The sequence below is a fragment of the Emticicia sp. TH156 genome (assembly GCF_002855535.1).
In the GTDB taxonomy this organism is placed as follows: Bacteria; Bacteroidota; Bacteroidia; order Cytophagales; family Spirosomataceae; genus Emticicia; species Emticicia fluvialis.
This window is the reverse complement of the sequence record NZ_PKRS01000006.1, coordinates 252,247-276,809: the sequence shown is the minus strand read 5'-3', so window position 1 is coordinate 276,809 and position 24,563 is coordinate 252,247. Positions and strand designations below refer to the sequence as shown.

Below are 24,563 nucleotides of genomic sequence, written 5' to 3'. Positions count from 1 at the left end.
TTTTTGGGTGGTTTGAATGGTTCAGTAGACTTATTCCTCCCGCATGCGTTCTCTCGATACATCTCTTTCTTTAATGGTATCGCGTTTGTCATACAACTTTTTACCTTTGGCCAGTGCAATTTCCAGTTTGGCCAGGCCACCGTCATTAATAAACAGGCGGGTGGGTATTATGGTTAATCCTTTGTCGGTCAGTTTATTATCTAAACGTTTCAGTTCTTTTCGCTTAAGCAGCAGCTTTCTGTCGCGCAGGGGTTCATGGTTATAATGCGTACCCTGGTCATATTTAGATATGTTCAGGTTTTTCACAAACAATTCGCCATTAATAAAAAAGCAATAAGCGTCTGTCATATTGAATTTATTCAGACGTATCGATTTTATCTCGGTGCCTGTCAGTACCATTCCTGCATCATATTTTTCCAGGAAAAAATACTCAAAGCCAGCCTTTTTATTAAATACATCAATCTTTTTTGCAATTTTCTCTTTCATAATACTACAATTGTCATAAGACAGGCTATCTGCCTTATGGTTGATTCCGCCAGCATTATCCAGAACAGGTAATGGGGTGCCGGATGTTTAATGATTCATACAATTTTTAAGAATAAAAAATCCCTGTCTCAAAAATAGTGACAGGGATTCCGACTTACGTGCTTTCCTAATAATCCATGTATAAGCTCTATCTGGATTCGATTCCAAGGTGAGAAGTTTCAAAAAAAATGGAAACTTCCCGGTACAAAGCTGAAAATTTTATTAGATAACCATCCCTGCCACTTTCTCAAACGCTTCGCTTGTATATCTATATTCAGTCTTTGAAGGTATATTAATTAAATAGTGCAATTTATGATATATAACATGAAACCACAATGAAAAATCTAATTTTCTTATTTTATGGTAAGTTAAAACCACTGGTTCTACGGCTTTATAAACAGCATTAGCCACAAAATTAATTATCTAAATCTATGCCAGATTCCTGATTTGCCTGTCAGAAAACAGATAAATTAATACCTGTTGGTATTCAGTAAGGTAGACTTTTTACTCTTTTGGTTGTTGTTCAAATATCGGGGTTGTAAATTTATCCAAAAAAATATATAATGTTTCCATTTTTTTCATTATATTTATTTAGAACCATTCGTTCTTCAGAAGTCTGTCTGGCAAAAACCTGTTAGCACAATTAACCCAATAATGTTTTTGCTTTATGATGGTATGCTGGTTATCAGGCTTCAAAATACTTGTTTGAATGCTTTCTTTCCATTAGTGCAATGCCGATGGCAGAAACTTTTCAAGAAGTTAAATAGTTATCGTTTAGTAAACAAAAATTAGTAAAAATTGCTTAATTCACCCATTTTTTCAACTGCAAAACATCAGGAAACGGCCGTTTTGGTTGGTCTGATTACGCAGAAACAAAACGCTGAGCGTACGTATGACTACCTCAACGAATTAGATTTTTTGGCTACAACAGCCGGAGTAATTACAAAAAAGACATTTGTACAAAGACTGGACAGAGCCGACCAGAAAACCTTTGTTGGTAAAGGTAAACTGGAAGAGATAGAAACCTGGATTATTGAAAATCCTGTTGACACCATTATTTTTGATGATGACCTCACGCCTTCACAGGTACGTAATCTGGAAGCAGCATTTAAGGATATAAAGATTCTTGACAGAAGTCTGTTGATTTTAAATATTTTCTCGCAGCGAGCCCGTACCGACCAGGCAAAACGCCAGGTAGAGCTGGCACAATACCAATACCTGTACCCAAGGCTAACCCGTATGTGGACCCACCTGAGCCGTCAGAAGGGTGGTATTGGTATGCGCGGACCCGGTGAAAAGGAGTTGGAAACCGATAAGCGTATTGTGCAGGACAGGATTGCGTTTCTGAAAGACAAACTTGAGAAAATAGACAAACAAAGTACAACCCGCCGCAAAGAGCGTAGCCGCCTGGTGCGCGTGGCATTGGTGGGTTATACCAACGTAGGCAAGTCTACACTGATGAGGAGGCTGGCAAAGGCCGATGTATTTGCAGAAAACAAGCTCTTTGCCACTATCGATTCGACAGTGAGAAAAGTTGTGTTGGGCAATATTCCGTTTTTGCTTACAGACACCGTCGGGTTTATCAGAAAGCTGCCAACCACCCTGATTGAGTCTTTTAAGTCGACACTGGATGAGATACGTGAGGCTGATGTGCTGATACACGTGGTTGATATTTCTCACCCGGGTTTTGAAGAACAGATTGAAGTGGTAAATGCAACACTGGCCGAGATTGGCGCTGCCGAAAAACCAACGGTACTTGTTTTTAATAAGCTGGATTTGTTTAAGCCTGAAACTGAAGAAAACCTGGACGAGCATCTGGAAACCGTAACAGAAGAAGACCTGCAACGGAACCTGGAAAAACTTAAGAAGAGTTACCTGACCAAAAATACCGAGAATGTAGTGTTTATTTCTGCCGAGCACAAAGAGAATATCGCTGAGCTGCGCGATATTCTGTTAGATAAAGTACAGGAGAAACACTTCAAAATTTATCCGAACTGGGACCCGACCCTGAATCCTTTGTATGAATGGCAGTAAGCAATTGTAGATTTGCAGATTCCATTAAACTCAGCCATGACCTAATAATAAATATAAAACAGACGGACGATGTCTGTCAATAATAAAATGTCAAAAAACAAACATCAATCATATTATGAACGACAAAAGGCAGAAATTCTGGCCTTTTTGTCGATTAACACCACACAACCCTATACCTTACAAGACCTTTATCAACATTATGATATACATAACAAGCAGGAAAAAAAACTGTTTGCCATGATTATTGATGATTTGCTGGAAGAAGGCAAGGTACAGCAGACAGAAAAAGGCAAATATACCGTTGACGAAGAAACAAATGCAGTAGTAGGGCGGCTTGACCACGTAAACCCACGTTTTGGGTTTGTAAGGCATGACGACAGCAAGCCTGATATCTGGGTTGAAGCAGATAACCTGAATGGCGCCATAGACGGCGACCTCGTTAAGGTGGTTACTTTCGGCGACTTTTATCGGAAAGGTGAAAATCCGGAAGGCAGAATTGTAGAAGTACTGGAACGCGGCAGGAGCGAAATAGTAGGCAAAGCCCAGATTTTTGGCAATTATGCATTGGTAAGGCCCGACCATAAAAGTTTGCATGAAGATATATTTGTTCCGAAAGAAAAAATAAACGGAGCAACCAGGAACGACCTGGTAATTGTGAAGATTCTTTCTTATCCGGCCAATGGCCAGCAGGCAGTGGGCGAGATTATTGAAATATTAGGAAAAGCCGGAGATAATAATGCTGAAATGCACGCCATTCTGGCCGAATTTGGTCTGCCTATCCGTTTCCCGAAAGAAATTGAAGAAGAAGCTGAGCGTATTCCGGAAGCCATTGATGAAGCCGAGATTAAGAAAAGAAGAGATTTCAGAGAAATACTCACTTTTACAATTGACCCGCACGATGCCAAAGACTTTGACGATGCCCTGAGTTTCAGAATACTGGAAAACGGAAACTACGAGATTGGCGTACACATTGCCGACGTAACGCACTATGTGAAGCCCGGCACCAGACTTGAAGAAGAAGCCCTGAACAGAGCTACCTCTATCTATCTGGTAGACAGAACCATTCCTATGTTGCCTGAAAAGCTCTCTAACAATCTGTGTTCGCTACGCCCCAACGAAGATAAGCTGACCTTCTCGGCCGTTTTTGAAATGACCAATGAAGGTATCATTACTAAAGAATGGTTTGGGCGAACCATTATTCATTCCGATAAAAGATTTACCTACGAAGAGGCACAGGAGATTCTGGAAATAGAGGACGAACAACTATTGGCCGACGCAATAGCCAGCCAGTATGGAATGCCCTTGCATACGCTAAACAGGCTGGCAAAGATTCTTAAGCAGGAGCGTTTCAGTAAAGGAGCTATTAATTTTGAGACTAATGAAGTGAAGTTCAGGCTCGATGAAAAAGGCAAGCCACTGGGGGTTATCTTAAAAATAAGAAAAGACGCACACAAACTGATTGAAGAGTTTATGTTGCTGGCTAACAAGAAAGTGGCCGAATTTGTATTTAATCTGGGTAAACGCAAGCAGAAAGAACCCAACGAAGAAAACCCCGGTAATACCATGGTTTATCGTGTACACGAACCGCCAAACCCTGAAAAGCTGAGTACATTCGCCAATTTTGCAGCGCGTTTTGGGTTTACCATCAAAACAGATTCTGAGAAGGGGTTATCGACCACCATGAATAAGATGATGGAAGAAGTAGAAGGTACGCCTGTACAAAATGTACTTGAACAACTGGCTGTAAGAACCATGTCTAAAGCAAGGTATACAACCGAACCACTAGGACACTTCGGCCTGGCGTTTGATCATTACAGCCACTTTACTTCTCCTATTCGGCGGTACCCCGACATGATGGCGCATCGTTTGTTACAGAATTACCTGGACAAGAAAAAAGCCCCGAGCCTGGAAGAATACGAAAAGAAATCGAAGCATTCGTCAGACCGCGAGCGACTGGCAGCAGAAGCCGAAAGAGCTTCTATCAAGTATAAACAGGTAGAGTTCATGAGCATGCAAGACCACAACACCATTTTTGATGGGGTGGTAACTGGCGTTACAGACTTTGGTGTGTTTGTAGAAATAACCTCTACCAGTTGTGAAGGAATGGTTCGTCTGGCTGATTTGAATGATGATTTCTATGAACTCGATAAAGAAAATTACCGGGTTGTTGGTAAACGCAATGGCAGGGTAATATCATTTGGCGAAGCCGTTAAAGTGCGCGTAAAAGCAACAGACATGGAGCGCCGAAGCATGGACCTTGAGCTGGTGAGCGTTTCAGGAAAGGCTTTCAGGGCTTCTTCAGGCGTAAATACCAAGTCAAGAAGGGCTGCCTCGCGTGACAGGGGCAGCAGAGGGGGCTCAAACAGAAGTTCAGGCAGAAAGTCAGCCGGCGGTACTGCTGGTAGTAAAGATAAAGGCAAAAGAAGAAGAAGATAATCTATGTTTTTTTCAAAAAGAGACATTCAGTTTAATCTATACCAGCTACTCAATATTGAATCGCTAAGTCGTTATGCCTATTTTCAGGATCATGACCGGGAGTCTTTTAATATGGTGCTTGATGCTGCAGGGCATATAGCCGAAAAAATGCTGTATCCGCTCCTGACAGAAATGGACAGGAAAGAACCGCAACTGGTAAACGGCAGAATAAAAGTACACCCCGGAATGAAACCGATTGTAAGGCAGTTTGGACAGGATGGCTGGATAAACGCCGGGTTTTCTTATGAAGAAGGCGGGCAACAACTACCTGTAACTGTGCTTAATGCCGCAGGGTTTATCTGTCAGGCTGCCAATTATTCGGCTAGTGTTTTTCCGTTTCTTACTTCCGGTGCTGCTAACCTCATCCGCAGTTTCGGCTCGCAACAACTGATTGATACTTTTACTCCGCCCATGTATTCTGGCGAATGGCAGGGTACTATGGCTCTTACCGAACCCAATGCAGGTAGCTCTTTGTCTGACATCAGCACCTCGGCCGAGCCAACTGCACAGGCAGGCGTCTATAACCTGAAAGGGCAGAAAATATTCATCTCTTGCGGAGACCACGATGCCTGCACCAATGTAGTGCATCTTATGCTGGCCAAAATCAAAGGCGGGCCTGCAGGAACAAAAGGTATTTCTTTATTTGTGGTACCCAGAGAACGCATCGGTGCCGGTGGTAGCCTGGTATCAAATGATGTTGTTACGGCTGGTGTATATCATAAAATGGGTTACAAGGGCGCACCCATTGCGCATTTGATGGTGGGTTCGAACGATGATTGTGAAGGTTATCTGGTAGGTGAACCCCACAAAGGTCTTGGTTACATGTTTCAGATGATGAACGAGGCCCGCATAGGCATTGGTATTAGTGCTGCCGCTATTGGTACGGCGGCTTATTATGCCTCTCTGGCTTATGCAAAAGAAAGACCACAGGGTAGAAAAATTTCAGAGAAAGACCCTTTGCAGCCGCAGACACCTATCATCAATCATGCAGATATTAAACGGCAGTTGTTATTTCAGAAAGCAGTAACCGAAGGGGCGTTTTCTCTTTTGATGTATTGCAGCCAACTGGCCGACCTTGCGCATGTTGAACAAGGAGAGGCTAAAGTGCGTGCGCAGTTATTGCTTGATTTACTTACGCCCATTGCCAAGTCATACCCTTCAGAAATGTGCTGTCTTTCTACCAGCGCGGCTGTTCAGATTCTGGGCGGTGCCGGTTACACCACCGATTTCGCTGTCGAACAGTATTATCGTGAGGCCCGCATTCATCCCATACATGAAGGTACAACGGCTATTCACGGGCTTGACTTACTGGGCAGAAAAATCACTATTCATGAAGGTAAAGGGGCACAGCTATTCTTTGAAGAAGTAAGCGAAACAATAAACCAGGCGCTGGCTATTAATGAGCTGAAACCGTTGGCAGACCAATTGCAAAAAACATTGGGCAAGGCTCAACAGGTAACGGCGCATTTATTGAGCCTGGCAGGCAAAGGAGAGGTTGAAAAGTATCTGTCTGATGCCACACTGTACCTCGAGCTTTTCGGCCTTACTACCATTGGCTGGCAGTGGCTCAGGCAGGCCATTACAGCGCAGCAAAGTATGCCGGGTGCACATGATACTGACAGAGTTTTTTATCAGGGCAAGCTCATGACAGCGCGCTATTTTTATGAATACGAACTGGTAAAAGCCGACGCACTGATGAAGCGTTTGCTAAGTGCAGACCAGGTAACCATTTCTATGCAAAGTGATTGGTTCTGATAATAGCACTGCTTCTCTGCTGAGGTGTTAGCCATGCAGAGAGAACAGATATATACCGAAAACCATTAATAAAAAATAACTCACCAGCGAAGCCGCTCCGGCATAGTCTTTGGCAATACGTTGCCCAGTAAACAGGCAAAGGATGGCCAGGGCAGACACCTCTAAACCTAGCACCGCAAAATCTGCCTGGCCTTCTACAAAATAGTACACTCCACCTAAGAAGCTGAATATCCCTGCCGAAACCTCCAGAATCAGGATAACAATAAACAAAAGAGTAGAAACACTGCTGAGGAAAGTCTTGGCAAATACGCTCTGAATATAAGACTTATTGCCGCTGAAATCAATCACTTTGTCGAAACCGGATTGAAGAAAAAGTACTCCGGCAAAAAGCGAGACAGCAACCTGAATCAATTTAAGCAAGGTATGGTCAAAGATTGGGCTCATGGTATTTCAGTTTTATTGGCAAATATATTGAAAATACCTTATCGAAAAATATTGCAGAATAATATTTTGAATAGTGTCGGTAAAAGTGTTTTTTTGTTTGCGAATCAGAATAAAATTTTGAATCAATGGCTTCCTTCGGCTTCGTTACTCAAAAAGAGATTGATTACCTGGTAAGTGGCTTTCTGGCCAAAACGTTACCTTCTGCTGATTGGACACACCAGGCACATCTTATTACCGGGCTTTGGCATGTAGCCGGAATAGGTTACGAAAAGGCCCTTGCTGAAATGCGCGCTCATATTCCGGTTTATAATGAAGCTGGCGGTGGAATGAATACCGATTCAGGCGGGTATCATGATACCATCACGGTTTTCTGGGTCTGGTTGCTGAACGAATACTGGATAAGGTACTCGGAGGGAGGCCGGTCATTTGAAGATATTTGTAATACTTTTCTGCAAAGTAAATATGCAGACAGAAACAACGCGCTGATTTTTTATTCGAGAGAACGCCTTTTTTCTAAAGAAGCACGGCTGGGTTATGCAGCGCCGGATATACAACCTCTTGATTTTACTAAAATCTGATGGTAGACCTGCTGAAATTAAGCGTGCCACGGCTTTACTTGTTAGAGTTTAACCGTGGCACGCTTTGACTTTTCATTTTGATTACAGACGAATACCAAACATAATGGTGTTGCCGTTTACAGGGTTGTTATCTTTGAACACCGGGGTCATTTGATAGCGGGCAAAAAGAGTAAAGTTCTTGTGTCCTAACTCTGCTGCCAGCCCATAGTGAAACTTGTTCATGTTAAACGCGCTGTGGTCACGTTTGGTGCCGTTTTCGCCTTTAATTTTGGTGTAGCTGTTTATTCTGGCTCCGCCATAAGCACCCAGGCCTAGTATCCATTTGCTTTCTTTAAAGCCAAATTGCAACATTAAAGGCACATTGAAACTGGTAACTACAAGTTTAGATTTGTCTAATTGGTCTTTCACTTCTACAAAATCTGCTCCGGTAGCCTGATTCTTCAATGTAATATTGTCTTTAAACATATAGTTATTCCAGGCAAACTCAAATCCGGTTCCCATGGCCACATCAACTTTGTTACCTGTAATAAGCCGATGGTTTTTCTTCCAGTTAAGTGCCACATAACGTGAGTTCCAGTTGTCAAGTTCTGGCGTTTTATCAGTATCGAAAGTGTTCAAACCCAGGTATAAACCAAAATCTCTTCTTGAAAACATATTCCGGCTTTTGCGTTCGGTGCGTTCTTCTTTATAGCTTCTGCTATGGTAGTTTTTATTGTCAGAGTCGAAGTGGTCTTCTTCATCCTGAGCCATTACACTTATGTGAGCTGTCATGGCAATTGCTAAAGCGGCGATGGTTTTTATAAGCGTTTTCATAATAGTAATAATTAATAATGGTGTAATTTGATATATTTAAAAAAACTGCCGCGGAGTTTTTAAAAAGACTTTTTTTGTTGCTTTTCATAAACAAGATGCAGAAAGCAAACACCGGGGTTGCGTAGAAGTAAAAAAAAAATTGAGGCAATGACAAACGGCAGTAACTGCCCTGTCAGCGGTTTGGCAGGTAGATGATTCTTAAAAGTAAAAAGTATGATTTACACAAAGTTCACCTCGGCTTGCAGTTGGATGCCGAATTGCTCAAGAACAGATTGTTGTATTTTCTGAGAAAGTTCCTTTATCTCGTTCCCTTTTCCGCCGCCATAATTCACCAGCACAAGTGCTTGTTTGGTGTGTACACCCACATCACCAAATCGCTGGCCTTTCCAACCAGCCTGTTCAATCAGCCACCCTGCCGGTACTTTTACGGTATTTTCATTTACCGGATAAGAGGGTATAGACGGAAACCGCTCTTTCAGTAAATCAAATTGTACTTTGGGTATTTCAGGATTTTTGAAGAAGCTCCCCGCATTCCCTATTTCGGCAGGATTAGGTAATTTACTCTGGCGGATACTGATAACCGCCTCACTGATGGCCTTGATGCTCAGCGTCTCCACTTTCATAGCAGCCAGTGTTTCCTGAATGGCTCCATAAGCTACCTGAAAAACCGGAGTTTTATTCAGTTTAAAGCTGACATTCACAATCACATACCTGCCTTTGGCTTCATGCTTAAAAATGCTCTCCCGGTAGCCAAAGCGGCATTCTTCTTTTGTAAAAGTTTTTATGTTACCTGTTTTTATTTCAATTGCTTCCAGGCTCTCAAATACTTCTTTAATCTCAACCCCATAAGCGCCTATGTTCTGCATAGGGGCAGCGCCTACTGTACCGGGTATTAGCGACAGGTTTTCTACACCAGCATATTTATTATTGACACAGTACATCACGAGGTCATGCCATACTTCTCCGGCACCTGCTTTCAGCCAGATATATTCCTTATCTTCTTTAATTTTCTCAATGCCTTTAATGGCTATTTTGATTACTATACCGTCAAAATCCTGAGTCAGTAACAAATTGCTTCCTCCGCCTAATATTAGTCTTTCGGTTTGCTGATACGCCGGGTCATTCAGTATGGCATGTAATTGCTCAATACCTGAAACTTCAACAAAATATTTAGCAGTAGCTTCCAGACCGAAAGTATTATAAGGCTTAAGCGATACGTTGGTTTGAACCGTCATGGAGAAGAAATAAGAGAATAATTAGTTCACGATGCTGCAAATATAGTGCTTTTGAAACACAGAGAACAATTATTGAGCAATGACAATCATTTTTCCACACTTTTATCTGTAAGATAGAAATAACAAAATGCACCTATGGTTGCAATAACAATGCTTATAATCCAAAAATAATAGCCAATATTTAAACTTGTGATTGGTGCAGTTCGGCCACTTTCAGATGCTAGAATTTCCTTCCAGCTCATAAAAGAAAAAGCAATAATTGTTGCCGCAAGTAAGTTTCTACGGCTACGGTTAATGGATTTATAAAATAAAAACAGACCCATAATGTAAATAGGATTAGCAAGCCATATAAACCATTCAAGGAGGCCACCACCAAGAATAGCCATTCCCCCGAAAATTATGAGTTCAAAGCCTTTATAGCTTTTGGTTCCATCATAGTCTTTAAAAGTAAAAGCAGTCTGTGTTAAAGACATTGCATATACTATCAAACTTATTATTAAAGAAAAGTTTTTTAGTAGGGTTAGATTTTTGTTCAATTCTGTAAAAGTTAAATCGGTTAAAAGCAAAGATGTATTATAATGGTTGTTAACTGGCAATATAGCGCAAATTTATTTTGTGGGCTGTAAGCTGTGCGAAATTTTTATAAGAAATTGATGGTGCAATTTTCAAGGATGTGTAAAGCTATGTATGCATTTGATAATCATACACTTAGCCGAAGAAAAGCAGATATTTGAAACAAAATTCACTTTTTACTTCCTTGTTTTATACTTTTTATACGAAATATTCTATATTTGCAGCATCTATTCAAGCTTACCTCTTATTTAGTAATTGATTTACTAAACCACTACTCACCCTGCCTATAAATTATTTTCAGGTACGTTTTAGCCTGCCAATCGGCACTTGCATTAAATAATTGTGAAAAATCAAAGGGTTTTGAAATTTTAGTCAGACACTTATGTCTTATAATCTGTTGACTATCAGATTCTTATATTTTTCGCCCAAAGCAGGCAGGTATTTGCATCAAAAAAACTTTTGCACTTTTCTCATTTCAAGCTACTTTTACGTAAAATTGAGAATCATTCAGTTTGCTTGCAAACGCTGTCTCTGTTTTGAGTAAAAAAATCTACTAATCATCTAATCAATGATATAATGAGCGTTTTAGTCAATAAAAATTCAAAGATAATTGTTCAGGGATTTACCGGCTCTGAAGGAACTTTCCATGCCGGACAAATGATAGAATACGGTACTAACGTGGTGGGTGGTGTTACACCCGGCAAAGGTGGCCAGGAGCATCTGGGCAAACCTGTTTTCAACACTGTTGAGCAGGCCGTAATCTCAACAGGAGCAGACGTTTCAATTATTTTTGTGCCACCTGCTTTTGCAGCTGATGCCATTATGGAAGCGGCCGATGCGGGTATCAAGGTAATCGTTTGTATTACTGAGGGTATCCCAACCAAAGACATGGTTGTGGCAAAGTCTTATATTCAAGGCAAAGACGTTCGTTTAATTGGCCCTAACTGCCCGGGTATTATCACAGCAGAAGAATGTAAAGTAGGTATTATGCCAGGCTTTATCTTCAAAAAAGGAACCATCGGTGTGGTTTCTAAGTCAGGTACGCTTACTTATGAAGCAGTAGACCAGCTAACCAAAGCTGGTCTTGGGCAAACCACGGCTATCGGTATCGGTGGCGACCCGATTATCGGTACTACTACCAAAGAGGCTGTAGAATTGCTGATGAACGACCCTGAAACAGAAGGTATTGTGATGATTGGTGAGATTGGCGGAGGTATGGAAGCAGAAGCGGCTCGTTGGATTAAAGAAAACGGTACCAAACCTGTGGTTGGTTTTATAGCCGGCCAGACCGCCCCTAAGGGCCGTCGTATGGGTCATGCGGGTGCTATCATTGGCGGAGCTGATGATACAGCTGCAGCAAAAATGAAAATTATGGCCGAATGTGGTATCCACGTGGTGGCTTCGCCGGCTGATATCGGTGCCACAATGTTGAAAGCATTAGGCAGAGCATAATAAAAATTTTATTAGATGGTAAAGGTCAGATGTAGATATCTGACCTTTTTTTGTTAATTTTGCGAAAAATTTCATAATAATAGTTTGAAAAAAGGCCTCTATTTACTCTTCCTTTTGCTTTCCTATAATTTGTTCGCTGGAACTGTCGGGCCAAACGGAGAGTATTACCTGGTGCATGATTACCATGACGACTGGCGCGTGTATAGCGACCGGGCGAAGGCTTACGTACCTTATATTTCAGAGCAGCATGTCAATTATCCGGCACATACTGTTTTTTGTGATATTGAAAGCAACCGTGGCTATAACCTGTTGATTCAGGTACAGAAAGAAGATAATTTTTTATTTATCAATGGCTCACTCAGACAGAAAATACCGGCAAACAGCTGGATTGTGCTGAACGTAGACAGCCTCTACAAGGTTTATCGCCAGCCCCAGATTTTCATAACTTTATACGGCTCGCCGGATATAGCGTATAAAAAACTGTATATGGGCTATAAACGGCAATTGAATCAGAAACCTATTATACTGGCAGAGTCGGGCATTAAGGCGCAACCACGCGCGCCAACGCCTTACAAAAATTATTTTGTGCTTGTGTCGGTATTTATACTGATTATATTTACCTACCTGTCAAACTCATACGTAAGAGCGTTTGACAGATACTATAATCTGCAGGATTTGTTCAAAACCCTGGTGAGAGATCAGTCTTTTCTGATTAACCGACCGTTGAACCGCATGAACATTTTGTTTATTTCAATGCTGGCTATGCTTATCAGCTTTTTTTATATGCTGCTACAAAGCAAGGGCATTAATGTTTTTGGGTCGAAGACATTCCTGCAGGAAGGCGAAACCTTTGGTGTGTTGGCGTCAAACTATTTCCGTATCTGCCTGATTGTATTTATCGCGCTTATTTTCAAGTATTTTTTCATCAGTCTGATTGGCCAGTTATTTAATCTCGAAAAAGTAGTAGACCTGCACTATTTTAAAATTATTCAGTCGTCTATTATTTTCTACAGCGTTTTGGTTCTGGTTTTGCTGGTGATGTTTTTAGAGTATTTTCCGATTGACCTTAACTGGTCGGCGTACTTATATACACCCGTTATTTTGTTCTATCTGGTACGGTTCTTTATTGTGTATTTTACGATAAATAGAAGTGTAACCATTCCAAGTCTTTATTTAATTTCGTACCTTTGCATTGTCGAACTGTTACCTATTGTGCTTGGAATCAGATTCGCTATTTAATGGTCGGGTGTGTTATAGACGCGATTTATTGACTTTTTTGTTGAATTAAAATAAGAATTCTGTACTTGAAACCCGCAATTGGATGAGTGTAATGACAGATAAACTTCTTCAAGAACGCCTCCGTAAAGTTGAGAGCATTTTAGTGACCCAGGCAAGACCGGCAGACGAGAAGTCTCCGTATTTTGAATTAGCCAGAAAATACAATCTTAAGGTAGATTTCCGCCCTTTCATTGAGGTAAAAGGCTTGGATCACCGCGACTTCCGCCGTCAGAAAGTGGATATCCTGGCACATACGGCTATCATACTTACCAGCCGTAATGCCGTTGATAACTTCTTCCGGATAGCGAAAGAACTACGCATTGAAATACCGATAGACATGAAGTATTTCTGTATTTCAGAGCAGACTGCCAATTATTTACAGAAATACATAGTTATTAGAAAACGTAAGATTTTTGTAGGGCAGAAAACAGCTGCTGACCTGGAAGCATTGATTCTGAAACACAAAAACGAGAAATTCCTGTTTCCGTGTTCAAACATCAGAAGCAATGATATTCCCAATATTATGAACCGTAATGACCTTCACCTTACAGAAGCCATTATGTATGAAACTGTTCCGGCTGACTTATCAGATCTGACAGAGGTTTTCTATGATATTATCTGTTTCTTCAGCCCATCAGGTATTACGTCTTTAGACCATAATTTCCCGAACTGGCAGCAAAACCATACGCGTCTGGCGGCATTCGGGCCTACCACGGCCAAGGCCATCAGAGACGCAGGCTATATTCTTGATATTGAAGCGCCGCTTCCTAATGCACCTTCTATGACAGGCGCCCTGGAACTTTACATAAAAAAGGCGAATCATATCTGACACAATTAATTAGGCTAAACTACAAGTTTAGCCTAATTTTTTACGTTATACTCTTGCACAAAGTATTTTTGCTTATATTGCTTTAGTAAAACAGAAATAGCCCCGGGCCAACTATGAAAAAAATTTACATTTTAATATTGTCTTTGGCATATTTTACAGCTTCTGCTCAACAAGACACACAATTCAGTCATTATTACTTTAACCAGTTATTCTTTAACCCGGCCACTGCAGGGTCAGAGAATGTTACACGTTTTCAGGCTCTTTACAGAACACAATATACAGGTTATCAGAGTACCTATGACGAAGGCGGCGCACCTGTTTCTCAGGTTATTTCGGCCAATCTGCCTTTAAAACTAATCAAAAGCGGTATAGGCCTTACATTCGTAAACGATAAGATAGGGGCGAGTATCCAGCGAGACCTGAAACTTTCTTATGCTTATCATATACCCATTGGCGGCAGCCAGCTGGCTATTGGGGTTAATGGGGGGCTGTATACCAGAGGTATTGATTACGGTAAATTGCGCGCAAGAGACAATAATGACCCCTTGCTGGGTACCGGTATTGTGAGCCAGTCAGAGTTCGATTTCGGTGCCGGTGCTTATTTATATAATCCGGGGTATTCGCTGGGTTTATCGGTTAACCATATCAACGAACCCAAGTTTGGTCTGGCAACCAAAACAGCCACTAACGCGTTGCAAAGGAGTGCATACCTGACGGGCAGTATGTTGTTTGGGGTTTCTTACATGGTTGATATCAGCCCCATGTTTATTGTTAGTTCAAATCTTAGCAACATGAGCCTTACAACGGTTTCAGCCGGAGCCATAGCTACTTATGACAACACCTATTGGGTAGGTGGCAGCTATAGAATAGGCGATGCCGCAACAGCGCTTTTAGGAGCCAATATTTTTAACGGCAGCATGAGAATAGGCTACGCCATTGATGTGATAGTGAACGGAGCAAAGGCAAAAAGCCCAACCACGCATGAGATACTGCTCAGCTATTCGCTGGCACCACCAAGAGCTGGTAAAAAATCGATTATCAGAACACCACGATATAGATATTAAAACCAGCTATGAAACTAAACTTATATAATAAATTTGAACTGTTTTGATTAATATTGACAAAGTTTTGAATCATTAAGCAACATAAAAGAAGGCCTGAGGAAACGTTAGTGATTCATTAGGGAATATTTCACTGCTCAGCACTGAATCGTCAATTAATAGTTTTGGTAAATCTGCCGTTCAATTGTCAAACAAAATCTACCTTTTTTTTGTTTTAATGCTTCTTTACCGGGCCCATTGTACTGTGCAGATAAACAGCTCAGATACCGCAAAAAAAACAGTTTTTAATGCGATAATGGCCCGAAACTTGTGGATTATCCTATTGATTCAATTTTTTTCATAACTTTGCATACTAATACAATAATAAATTCATTGGTCTCGTTTTTACAACGAGTAGATTAAAATACCCCAAAATATCAGATTATTAACTTGTTTTACACGTATGAACAAGCAAACGCTTAAGACCTTATTTAGAAGTCTGTTAATTGTTGCCCCAATTGTTATGATGCAGGCGTGTGGTTCTTCGGGCAAGAATCCTCTCAGCGGACTATTTGGAGGAAAGAAAGGAAAAGGCGGTAACTCCGGAATGGATGGCATCCGTAATGGGCAAATTAATGCGAACGCTCGTAAAGGATATAAGCAGGTTGCACCCGACGGTATGGTATTGATTCCTTCCGGGTCATTATTGATGGGTCAGGCCGATGAAGACGTGATGTCAGCAAGGGTTTCAATGAATAAACGCGTAACCATTGTTTCGTTCTACATGGACGAAACCGAAATCACCAATCATGAGTACCGCCAGTTTGTCAATCGTATGATTGAAGATTCAGCTTCTGTAATTGGCGAAGAGTTTATTATGTCGGAGTTATATCCTGATACTTTAGTATGGACCAAAGACTTTACTTATCATAACGGCGACCAGATGACGGAAGATTATTACGGGTTACCGGCTTTTGACAACTACCCCGTTGTGGGTGTAAGTTGGGATGCCGCCCGTTATTTCTGTAAATGGCGCTCAAAGTTATATAATGCGTATCTGGCAGAGCATAAATCTTACCGCTCGCCCAGTTTCCGTCTGCCATCTGAGGCAGAGTGGGAGTGGGCCGCACGTGGTGGTAAAGAAGGCGCCAAGTATCCGTGGGGTAACCCTTATATTGCTAACGGAAAGGGTTGTTTTTTGGCCAACTTTAAGCCCTATCGTGGTAACTACCGTGCCGACGGATACCCATACACCGCCCCTGCCAATGCCTTTAATGCCAACGACTACGGCTTGTACAACATGGCAGGAAACGTAGCCGAGTGGTGTGAAGACGCCTATGCAGATTCTTACATGCCTATTACCTGGGATTTGAACCCTGTCTACAACGACGAAAACGAACCCAGAAAAGTAATTAAAGGGGGCTCATGGAAAGATGTGGCATATTTTCTTGAAACTGGTACTAACACTTTTGAATACCGCAATGTGCGTCGTTCATACATCGGTTTCCGGTGCGTGATGAACCGCCTGGGGGGTGTTCCAGGAAGAGACTGATATGAATAATTAATTGCGAAACATGAAGAACGTGTATTCTTACAGAATGCTATCTTCGTGTTTCGCAATTGTGCTATTTAGATAAATATTTTTTTATCAGAATAATTGGTGATTAATTTTTTATAGTCGCACAAATTCTTTATTTCGTAACCGAATAACCTTATTTATACTTAAGTAAACTCTTAATTTATTTAAACAGATGGCAGCAAAGAATACGAATTTCTTTTGGGACAAACTAGTACCTACTATTTATGCATTGGGTGCATCAGTTGTGATTCTGGGTGCGATGGGTAAAATTATGCATTATGAGTCACTGGCATTTATGCTCCCCATAGGATTAGCAACCGAGGCGTTTATTTTCGTTTTATATGCAATTCAATCTTTTTTGTTTCCTCCGGTAGATTATCAGTGGGAAAGAGCCTATCCTGAACTGGCAGATGATTATCAGGGCGAGCCTGTAAGAAGAAGCGCTGCTGCACCTGCACAGGGCAATGGTCTTACTGCCAGATTTGATGATATGCTGGCTAATGCCAAAATTACGCCTGATGTATTTGATAACCTTAAAAGCGGTATTCAGAATCTGACAGGCCAGGTTGCTAAAATGACAGACATCAGCGATGCAACAGTAGCCACCAGCGAATATGCAAAAAATGTAAAAGCGGCTTCAACACAAATAACTGCTATGAACAGCGCCTACGGAACAGCCGTAGTAGCGATGAATAGCATGGCAGATGCCACCAAAGATGCGCAGGAATACAGAGCGCAGTTTGGTAAAATTACCCAGAATATGGGCGCTTTGAATGCCGTTTATGAATTGGAGTTACAAGATACCAACAAGCACCTGAAAGCCATGAATGCTTTCTACAGCAACCTGAGCGTTGCCATGCAGGATATGGCAGAGGCATCTAAGGAAACACAGCAATTTAAGTCAGAGTTGTCTAAATTGACTAATAACCTTAGCTCGTTAAACAATGTATACGGCAGCATGTTGTCGGCAATGAGAGGCAACTAATCGTTTGGCGTTTGTTAAGCCGGCAAGTTAATCTTATGGCTTTATAAACGGCAGGCACAGTTAAAATTTTTACTAACCGTATAATACTCAACATATATGGCAGCTGGAAAAGAGTCACCACGGCAGAAGATGATCAATATGATGTATCTTGTTCTGACCGCAATGTTGGCACTCCAAATAAGTAACGCTATTCTACAAAAATTTCAGTTATTGAATAATAGTCTGGAAAGGGCAAACTCATCGGCTAATGAAACAAACGAAAAGTCGGTAGGGGCAATCAAAAAGGAAATTGAAAAACCTGGGGGCGAAAAATATGCAGATGTTTTACGTAGAGCTAATGATGTCAGAAAACTGACAGCCGAAATGGATTCTTACATAGGAAGCCTGAAGCAGGAGGTTATCAATGCCGGAGGCGGATTTGACGCCGAAACCGGAGGTGTTAAAAACCCTTCAGAAGAAGAGAAAGTAGCTATTCTGATGGTAGGGGCCAACAAAAACGGTAAAGGCTATGAGTTGAAGAAAAAACTGAACGAATACGTAATTGCCCTGCAGAAACTAGGCGACCCAAGCGTAAAAATGTCTAACCTGGCCATTGATGCCTCTGAAGACCCTGCGCTTGCCAAAACCGATGTTACCACCAGAAAAAAAGATTTTTCTGAACTCTATTTTGCTCAGACTCCGGTGCCTGCGGCATTGGCCGTATTGAGCCAGAAACAATCGGAGGTACGCCGTCTGGAAGCGCAGACCCTTGAGTACCTGGCTAAACAAGTAGGTATACAAGAGATTAAGTTTGACGAAATTTTTGCGGTGGTTATTCCTGATGCCCGCGCCGTAGTGGCAGGCCAGAAATACCATGCCGAAATTGCTATCGGAGCCTATTCAAAATCTATTACTCCACGTATCAGTATCAATGGTAGCTCTATCCCTGTAAAAGATGGTAAAGGTATTTATGAACTGACAGCACAAGGTGGCGAGTACGATAAAAACGGTAAGCTGACGCGTTCTTTCAGGGCCAGTGTATCTTACCCTGCGCCTGACGGTAGCCTGAAAACCGTCGACAAAGAAGAATCATATACCGTATTACAGCCATCTGTACAGATTGAGTCTGCCTCATTGCCTCCTTTGTACTTCAAGTGTGCCAACGAGATTCAGACTTCTTCTCCTGGCCTTGGCGCGCTTTATTCACCAACTTTTGGTGGTTCTGGCGCTGAGTTCATTCCAGGTGGTGGTGGCAAGGTAACTGTGGTGCCTAATTCGGCACAGGTAACCATGAATGTAAGCAACGGTGGTTCTGTTCTGAAGAGCTTCCCTTTCAGAGTACGTCGTGTACCTAAACCTGATGTATATTTTACGAATCAGTCTGGGGCGAAATTGAACGAGAAAGGTGGAGAAACGGCGGCTTCATTGCGCGTTATTAATGCAGTGGCCGCAGCAGACGAGAACTTTAAAACTACTAACCCTAAAGATGCCGCATTCCGTGTGGCTGAGTATCAGGTTTTTCTGGCACGTGGTAGCAAACCGCTGGGTAGCGTGGTGTCTAATGGCGGCCCGGCAAATATTTCAAGTTTGGCGCAACAAGCACAAGCAGGAGACCGTTATGTAATTGAAATAAAAAGGGTAGAACGCAGAAACTTTAAAGGTGAAATTGAGTCGGTTGAGATTGGGAGTTCGTCAATTACAACAATTAACTTGAAATAAAAGGTTTAAATAAATTGAAGCTAATGAGAAAATTACAAGGCCTGGCTCTGGGTGTTGCATTAATAACCGGCCAGTTTGCAGTAGCTCAGGAAAAAACAAATGCTCAGGGTAATCCATTGTCGTTGCGCCCGGTTAATGATGCCAACGTAATGTATAAAGTTACACTATGGAGAAAGATTGACCTTCGTGAAAAGATGAATCAGCCTTTTTTTGCAAAGGGTAATGAAATTACCAAGCATCTGATTGAAGGTGTGAAAGCGGGGGTTCTTGATGCCTATGCCAACGATTCATTAGTTACTAAACTGACACTGGAGCAATTCAGTGAACGTTTGCAGATTAAAGAAGAAAGTAGCGGGTTGTCTAAAGAAGAAAGAGAAGCTGGTTTTACTGATGCCCCTACCAGCGACGACGGCTGGGGTGGCGGAGGTGACAGCACCTCTAAAAATGACGGCTTCGGAAATAAAACAGTTATGCCAAGTGGTGCCACTGAGTATTTCCCGAATCAGTTAACAACCCTGGAATTGCGGGAAGACTGGCTTTTTGATAAACAACGCTCGCGACAGTATTATGATATCCAGTCTTTAGGAATCGTTATTCCTGCGGCACAGACAGCCCTGGGTTTCGACCGCGCCGTAGCGTATTTCAAGTTTAAAGACTTAGACCGTTATTTCAGATCAAATCCAAAATGTATCTGGTATAATGCCGCCAATACGGCCCAGCATAAAAACCTGGCTGATGCTTTTGAATTACGTTTCTTCCGTGGAAGAATCACCAAAAAATCAAATGCCGCAGACAGAGACCTGGACGACATCTATAAGTCGGCTCGGGAGGGTTTGCTGAAATCAGAACAACTTGAAAATGAATTAATGGAACTGGAGCATAACCTCTGGGAATATTAAACGCATTCAATCAATAAAGCAAAAGGGGAGTAGCATCAGGCTATTCCCCTTTTTTATTGCCCTTTAGCGGTTCATCTACCTGAAAACCCGGGTTTAGGATTGTTTTAACACTCTTTAACTTTTTTTAGCATAAAAAATCTTTTATTAGCTGCAACTTTGTTCCATCAATTCGCATCTTATTGATGTGTGAATAAAAGCGGTTAAATGACAAAACCCAACAATGCCGTTCATCAGTCTATTTAGCCATTCATCCACAACTCAAGAAAAAAATAGTACTATGTATTGCATAATACCAAACAAAACATATATCTTTGTATTGTCAATGAAATAAAGGTAAATGTGCTCTGAAAATAAAATTATGAAAAAGCTATTATTAATTTTTGCAACACTTCTGATAAGCCTCAACTCAATGGCTTTGAGTTTCCCTCGCAGCGCCTACGTACACCAACGTATTCTGACTAATGCAGTTGAAAAAACTGCAGCACAGGCACAATCATTGAAATCATCATTGATAAAAGAAGCAGCAATCAGTGTAGAAGAAGAAACCAATCAGCAATCGTTTATACAAATGGTGGCAGATTACGTTATTCATTTGTTTACCGAAACCATCTGCAAGCGTAAAAGCGTAGCGGTGGTAAATACATTTGAGAAAGCGCGCTATGAGTGCTTTGCAATTAAACAAGATTTTGAATACCAGTTTATTGGTTAATCATAAAGATTCTTATTTTCATACGGTTTAGTTAAGGTTTAGATAAAAAGCGCGGCTCTTTGAACCGCGCTTTTCTTATATATATGCTGTATGTATATGAACCTTAGAATTGAAACAACGGATAATCGAGCATCCAGCTATTGATTTCTTTTTTAACTGCTGCTATGGTGGCAGCTTTATCGTGGTTCATTAATACATCGTCAATCAGATTCACAATTCTTACCATATCGGCTTCAACCAACCCGCGGGTTGTCATGGCGGCGGTTCCTACGCGCATTCCTGAGGTTGTCATGGCGGTTTTATCGTCAAAAGGCACCATATTCTTGTTTACCGTAATATCGGCTTGTATAAGGGCGTTTTCTGCTATTTTACCGGTTAAACCTTTCGGGCGCAGGTCAATCAGCATCAGGTGGTTATCTGTTCCGTCTGAAATAACTTTATAGCCACGGTTTACAAATTCGGCAGCCATTACACGTGCATTTTTCTGAACCTGCACGGCGTAGTTATAGAAATTCTCGGTAAGGGCTTCACCAAATGCCACAGCTTTCGCAGCAATGATGTGTTCTAAGGGCCCGCCTTGTGTACCCGGGAATACACCTGAGTCTAACAATGACGACATCATTCTTACATCGCCTTTAGGTGTCGTGATACCAAAAGGATTCGGGAAGTCGTTACGCATCATTATTACCCCACCACGTGTACCACGAAGCGTTTTGTGTGTAGTGGTGGTTACGATATGGCAATGGTCGAACGGGTCGTTCAGTAGGCCTTTGGCAATTAATCCTGCCGGGTGAGAGATGTCTGCCAACAGAATGGCGCCAACTGAGTCGGCAATCTGGCGCAGACGCACGTAGTCCCAGTCACGAGAGTAAGCAGACGCACCACAAATAATTAATTTGGGTTTTTCTTTTTGGGCGGTTTCTTCAACCTTGTTCCAGTCAATCAGGCCAGATTCCTGCTCAACGCCATAGAAAAACGGCTGGAAATATTTACCCGATATATTAACAGGCGAGCCATGCGATAGGTGGCCGCCATGAGACAAGTTAAAGCCTAAGATTTTGTCGCCCGGTTGTAAACATGCCAAGAAAACAGCCATATTAGCCTGCGCACCAGAATGTGGCTGTACGTTTGCCCAGGTAAGGTTAAAGAGCGCTTTCAGGCGGTCAATTGCTATTTGTTCTACCTGATCTACCACCTCACAGCCTCCATAATACCGTTTACCGGGTAGCCCCTCTGCATATTTATTAGTAAGCACACTACCTGCAGCTTCCATTACCTGTGGCGAAACAAAGTTTTCAGAAGCTATCAGTTCAATACCATGTAACTGGCGATTGTTTTCTTTCGTGATTAAATCGAAGATTTCGGTATCACGATAGAGCGATGTTTGGACAGACATATTGATTATTTGATGTACGATTAAAGAAGTACGACTGATAAAATGAGTACAAATTTAATGGAATGTTGTAAGAACAAGAATTTTGCACCAAATAATCTTTTGCGTGGCAGTAAATAAAACCGTACTTTCTTGAAAAAATACTATTTCATTTAAGCATTACTGTGCCGCTTATGGTTTTATCGATTAACTCGCAACTGGGTATATATGCCAGCTCGGCTAAGTAAGTGCCTCCTAAAATTAGGAAAGGAGTATTACGGGCTTTAAAAAATGCCTTTTTATAGGCGTCTTCCAGTTTTTCCAACCCTATGGCAAGTCTTTTTTCATTAATTTCTATCTCCGTCATGGTGCTGGGGCGCTCTTTTTTCCAGAAAAACTGCTCTTTTTTTTGTTGCCAGTTTTCATTTGGGCAGTCAATGTTATTCTCCAGGCGCAATTGCAAAACCAGTACCTTCCCCATGGTGTAGGGTTCGTCGGTTGAGTATTCAATTAACGACTTCAGTATGTGTGGGTCTGCCTTACCGTCTCTGATGGCTTGTTTAACAACCGATAATATGTCTATTCGATTGGCTTTTTCCTGAAAGATATCGGGTAATAAAGTATTTTGAAGAAGGTAAGAAGCCGTAGCATTGAACGTATAGGGGCTGCCTTCCGGAAGAGGAGAGTTAAGCCCTATCATATTCTCGTCAGGATACCCGTTTAAATCAATTATGCTAAGGGTTCTTTGTATTCTGTTGTAGGTGTTGGCCGTAGCAATTTTGGCATTGATGAGCCGCAGGCTGTCTTGCTGGGCAACAAGATTTTTAGGCATATCAGGCAAATGTATCAGGCTGTCAACAGGTACCCATTTAAAATTTTTAAGGTAAGGTTTATAATAGTTACGGAGGTCGGCGGTAATAGGGGCAACATGGTAAACAAACTGCTGCTGTTTAATTTTTTGCAGCGAGTCGCGCACTTGTCTATTAATTGCGGGTTCAATCAGAAGTACCTGTTTCTCAAAGTCGGGCCATTTTTTGCAGGTGTCTGCCACGTTTTTGAAGAAGGCGTCTTTTCTGAAATTAGTTACTTTATAGCCTTTCTCAACTATTTTCTCAAGATACTCAAACACCAGGGGCATTTTGCCTACCATAGTGGCGCAAATGGCAGCGTTGTAGTAATCTTTGGCGAAGGGTCTCTGTACATTGGCAAAAGCTTCATTATAAAATTGCAGGGCTTCATAATAGCTGGTGTCTACAATGGCCAGTTCGGCCTCGTTAATGATAGGATAATACACACGGGTAAAGTCTGCCTGTGCAAAACAAAAGGGGCTGCATAGGCAAAATAGTAAGAGTAGCTTTTTCATAGCAGAAGATGGGCAGGCAGTAAATGAGTTTTAAATGCCTATAAAATTAAAAAACCAACTCATACATGAGCTGGTTTTTTAATAGCATTAACAAATGCTTAACAGTATCATGAAAAGTATTTCAAATGCACGGCATACAAGCCTGTAAACAGCGCAGCATTAATTAATGATACAATACCGATAGCCCAGCCTACTTGCCCGCCTAAGATAACAATAGGAGCAATAACACCCAGGGCATTACCGGCAATATATACGAAGAATCCTTTTTTACGTAAACTCCACATCCAGATACCGCCCAGTATCAACAACACGCTTGACACGATGCTTACCACACCTGTGGTTATCAGCGTTTTTTCTTCAAACATTTTATTGGTTTCCTGTTGGCTTTCTTCTATCTTTTCCAGGTCTTTTTCTGAAAAATACTTAGACATCATATCCATCATCATTTCATTGGCCTGCTCTTTACTGGCCACTACTTTTTCAGGCGCAAAAACGTTAGGAATGGCACCATAAAATTTGTAGGCATTCCACAAAAAAGTGAGTATGCATAAAACGGTAAGAAACGCAGGGCGAACAGGTACGGTGTTCTCATCAAATGGATTACGCATAATAAAAATATTTATAAAGAATTGTTAAATAGCTGTAAGCTCAAAGCTGTATTCTTCCATTATCAGGTTAGCCAGAAGTTTTTTGCAGGCATCTTCTACAATGCTTTCTGCAGTAGCTTTATCGGCTGCTTCTATTTCCATGTTAATGTGCTTACCGATGCGGCAATCACTGAAACCTTGAATGTCAAGGTTTTTAAGACCCAATAATACGGCTTTTCCCTGAGGGTCAAGGATTTCTTTGATAGGCATTACGTCAATCGAAGCGAGGAATTTCATAAGTATTTACCCCCATTCCCGAAACGGGGGATTTGGTTTAAAA

General features: G+C 41.6%; 22 protein-coding genes. 13 read left to right on the top strand and 9 right to left on the bottom strand.

The genetic code is table 11. The features are described 5' to 3' along the window. Window positions 1-30: 30 nt before the first annotated feature. Complete coding sequence (gene smpB, locus C0V77_RS13225) at window positions 31-486, bottom strand: SsrA-binding protein SmpB (RefSeq protein ID WP_101726814.1); 456 nt, start codon at window positions 484-486, stop codon at window positions 31-33. 837 nt (window positions 487-1,323) lie between these two features. Between smpB and hflX the strand changes: the two genes are divergently transcribed. From hflX to C0V77_RS13210, 3 genes are all read left to right on the top strand, one after another. Beyond that, entirely contained in the window at window positions 1,324-2,559 is a 1,236-nt protein-coding gene (hflX, locus tag C0V77_RS13220; RefSeq protein WP_101726813.1) for a GTPase HflX, read from the top strand. Window positions 2,560-2,646: 87 nt separating this feature from the next. Further along, the gene (gene rnr / locus C0V77_RS13215; RefSeq protein ID WP_101726812.1) at window positions 2,647-4,995 is read left to right on the top strand and encodes a ribonuclease R; all 2,349 of its coding nucleotides are present in this window, start codon (window positions 2,647-2,649) and stop codon (window positions 4,993-4,995) included. A gap of 3 nt (window positions 4,996-4,998) precedes the next feature. After that, window positions 4,999-6,789 carry an acyl-CoA dehydrogenase gene (locus C0V77_RS13210; protein ID WP_101726811.1) on the top strand — a complete coding sequence of 597 codons (1,791 nt, stop codon included), beginning with the start codon at window positions 4,999-5,001 and terminating at the stop codon, window positions 6,787-6,789. A gap of 27 nt (window positions 6,790-6,816) precedes the next feature. On the opposite strand, the gene C0V77_RS13205 is transcribed toward C0V77_RS13210, so the two are convergent. Then, the gene (locus tag C0V77_RS13205; protein ID WP_101726810.1) at window positions 6,817-7,233 is read right to left on the bottom strand and encodes a DoxX family protein; all 417 of its coding nucleotides are present in this window, start codon (window positions 7,231-7,233) and stop codon (window positions 6,817-6,819) included. Between the two features lie 125 nt (window positions 7,234-7,358). Here C0V77_RS13205 and C0V77_RS13200 point away from each other — a divergent pair, with 125 nt between their 5' ends. Further along, entirely contained in the window at window positions 7,359-7,811 is a 453-nt protein-coding gene (locus C0V77_RS13200; protein ID WP_101726809.1) for a hypothetical protein, read from the top strand. An 81-nt stretch (window positions 7,812-7,892) separates the two neighbouring features. On the opposite strand, the gene C0V77_RS13195 is transcribed toward C0V77_RS13200, so the two are convergent. From C0V77_RS13195 to C0V77_RS13185, 3 genes are all read right to left on the bottom strand, one after another. Beyond that, on the bottom strand, window positions 7,893-8,624 hold the full coding sequence (locus tag C0V77_RS13195; RefSeq protein ID WP_101726808.1) for an outer membrane beta-barrel protein: 732 nt from the start codon (window positions 8,622-8,624) through the stop codon (window positions 7,893-7,895). Window positions 8,625-8,842: 218 nt separating this feature from the next. Then, a complete protein-coding gene (murB, locus tag C0V77_RS13190; RefSeq protein ID WP_101726807.1) occupies window positions 8,843-9,859 on the bottom strand; it encodes a UDP-N-acetylmuramate dehydrogenase in 1,017 nt (338 codons plus the stop codon). A gap of 86 nt (window positions 9,860-9,945) precedes the next feature. Continuing rightward, window positions 9,946-10,395, bottom strand: coding sequence for a hypothetical protein (locus tag C0V77_RS13185; RefSeq protein WP_143706092.1), 450 nt, complete (start codon window positions 10,393-10,395; stop codon window positions 9,946-9,948). A gap of 613 nt (window positions 10,396-11,008) precedes the next feature. Here C0V77_RS13185 and sucD point away from each other — a divergent pair. The 9 genes from sucD (at window position 11,009) to C0V77_RS13140 (ending at window position 20,901) form a co-directional block, all read left to right on the top strand. After that, window positions 11,009-11,884: a succinate--CoA ligase subunit alpha gene (gene sucD / locus C0V77_RS13180; protein WP_101726805.1), complete on the top strand. Its 876-nt coding sequence runs from the start codon at window positions 11,009-11,011 to the stop codon at window positions 11,882-11,884. Window positions 11,885-12,013: 129 nt separating this feature from the next. Further along, complete coding sequence (locus C0V77_RS13175; protein ID WP_143706091.1) at window positions 12,014-13,123, top strand: DUF4271 domain-containing protein; 1,110 nt, start codon at window positions 12,014-12,016, stop codon at window positions 13,121-13,123. 82 nt (window positions 13,124-13,205) lie between these two features. Then, window positions 13,206-13,991 carry a uroporphyrinogen-III synthase gene (locus C0V77_RS13170; protein WP_173830544.1) on the top strand — a complete coding sequence of 262 codons (786 nt, stop codon included), beginning with the start codon at window positions 13,206-13,208 and terminating at the stop codon, window positions 13,989-13,991. 113 nt (window positions 13,992-14,104) lie between these two features. After that, on the top strand, window positions 14,105-15,055 hold the full coding sequence (locus C0V77_RS13165; RefSeq protein WP_101726802.1) for a type IX secretion system membrane protein PorP/SprF: 951 nt from the start codon (window positions 14,105-14,107) through the stop codon (window positions 15,053-15,055). A 439-nt stretch (window positions 15,056-15,494) separates the two neighbouring features. Beyond that, window positions 15,495-16,583 (top strand): SUMF1/EgtB/PvdO family nonheme iron enzyme, encoded by a 1,089-nt coding sequence (locus C0V77_RS13160; RefSeq protein WP_101726801.1) that lies wholly within the window; start codon window positions 15,495-15,497, stop codon window positions 16,581-16,583. Between the two features lie 199 nt (window positions 16,584-16,782). Further along, window positions 16,783-17,595, top strand: a complete 813-nt coding sequence (gldL, locus tag C0V77_RS13155) for a gliding motility protein GldL (RefSeq protein ID WP_101726800.1) — start codon at window positions 16,783-16,785, stop codon at window positions 17,593-17,595. A 96-nt stretch (window positions 17,596-17,691) separates the two neighbouring features. Further along, window positions 17,692-19,293 carry a gliding motility protein GldM gene (gene gldM, locus C0V77_RS13150; RefSeq protein WP_101726799.1) on the top strand — a complete coding sequence of 534 codons (1,602 nt, stop codon included), beginning with the start codon at window positions 17,692-17,694 and terminating at the stop codon, window positions 19,291-19,293. Between the two features lie 23 nt (window positions 19,294-19,316). Further along, window positions 19,317-20,192: a gliding motility protein GldN gene (gene gldN, locus C0V77_RS13145; protein ID WP_101726798.1), complete on the top strand. Its 876-nt coding sequence runs from the start codon at window positions 19,317-19,319 to the stop codon at window positions 20,190-20,192. Window positions 20,193-20,550: 358 nt separating this feature from the next. Further along, complete coding sequence (locus C0V77_RS13140) at window positions 20,551-20,901, top strand: hypothetical protein (protein ID WP_143706090.1); 351 nt, start codon at window positions 20,551-20,553, stop codon at window positions 20,899-20,901. A gap of 103 nt (window positions 20,902-21,004) precedes the next feature. Here the strand turns inward: C0V77_RS13140 and glyA are convergent, their stop codons facing one another. The 4 genes from glyA to purS form a co-directional block, all read right to left on the bottom strand. Then, window positions 21,005-22,297 (bottom strand): serine hydroxymethyltransferase, encoded by a 1,293-nt coding sequence (gene glyA / locus C0V77_RS13135; protein WP_101726796.1) that lies wholly within the window; start codon window positions 22,295-22,297, stop codon window positions 21,005-21,007. A gap of 145 nt (window positions 22,298-22,442) precedes the next feature. After that, on the bottom strand, window positions 22,443-23,636 hold the full coding sequence (locus C0V77_RS13130; protein ID WP_143706089.1) for a hypothetical protein: 1,194 nt from the start codon (window positions 23,634-23,636) through the stop codon (window positions 22,443-22,445). A gap of 107 nt (window positions 23,637-23,743) precedes the next feature. Beyond that, window positions 23,744-24,244 carry a hypothetical protein gene (locus C0V77_RS13125; RefSeq protein WP_101726794.1) on the bottom strand — a complete coding sequence of 167 codons (501 nt, stop codon included), beginning with the start codon at window positions 24,242-24,244 and terminating at the stop codon, window positions 23,744-23,746. Window positions 24,245-24,268: 24 nt separating this feature from the next. Beyond that, the gene (gene purS, locus C0V77_RS13120; protein ID WP_101726793.1) at window positions 24,269-24,520 is read right to left on the bottom strand and encodes a phosphoribosylformylglycinamidine synthase subunit PurS; all 252 of its coding nucleotides are present in this window, start codon (window positions 24,518-24,520) and stop codon (window positions 24,269-24,271) included. Between the last annotated feature and the right edge of the window lie 43 nt (window positions 24,521-24,563).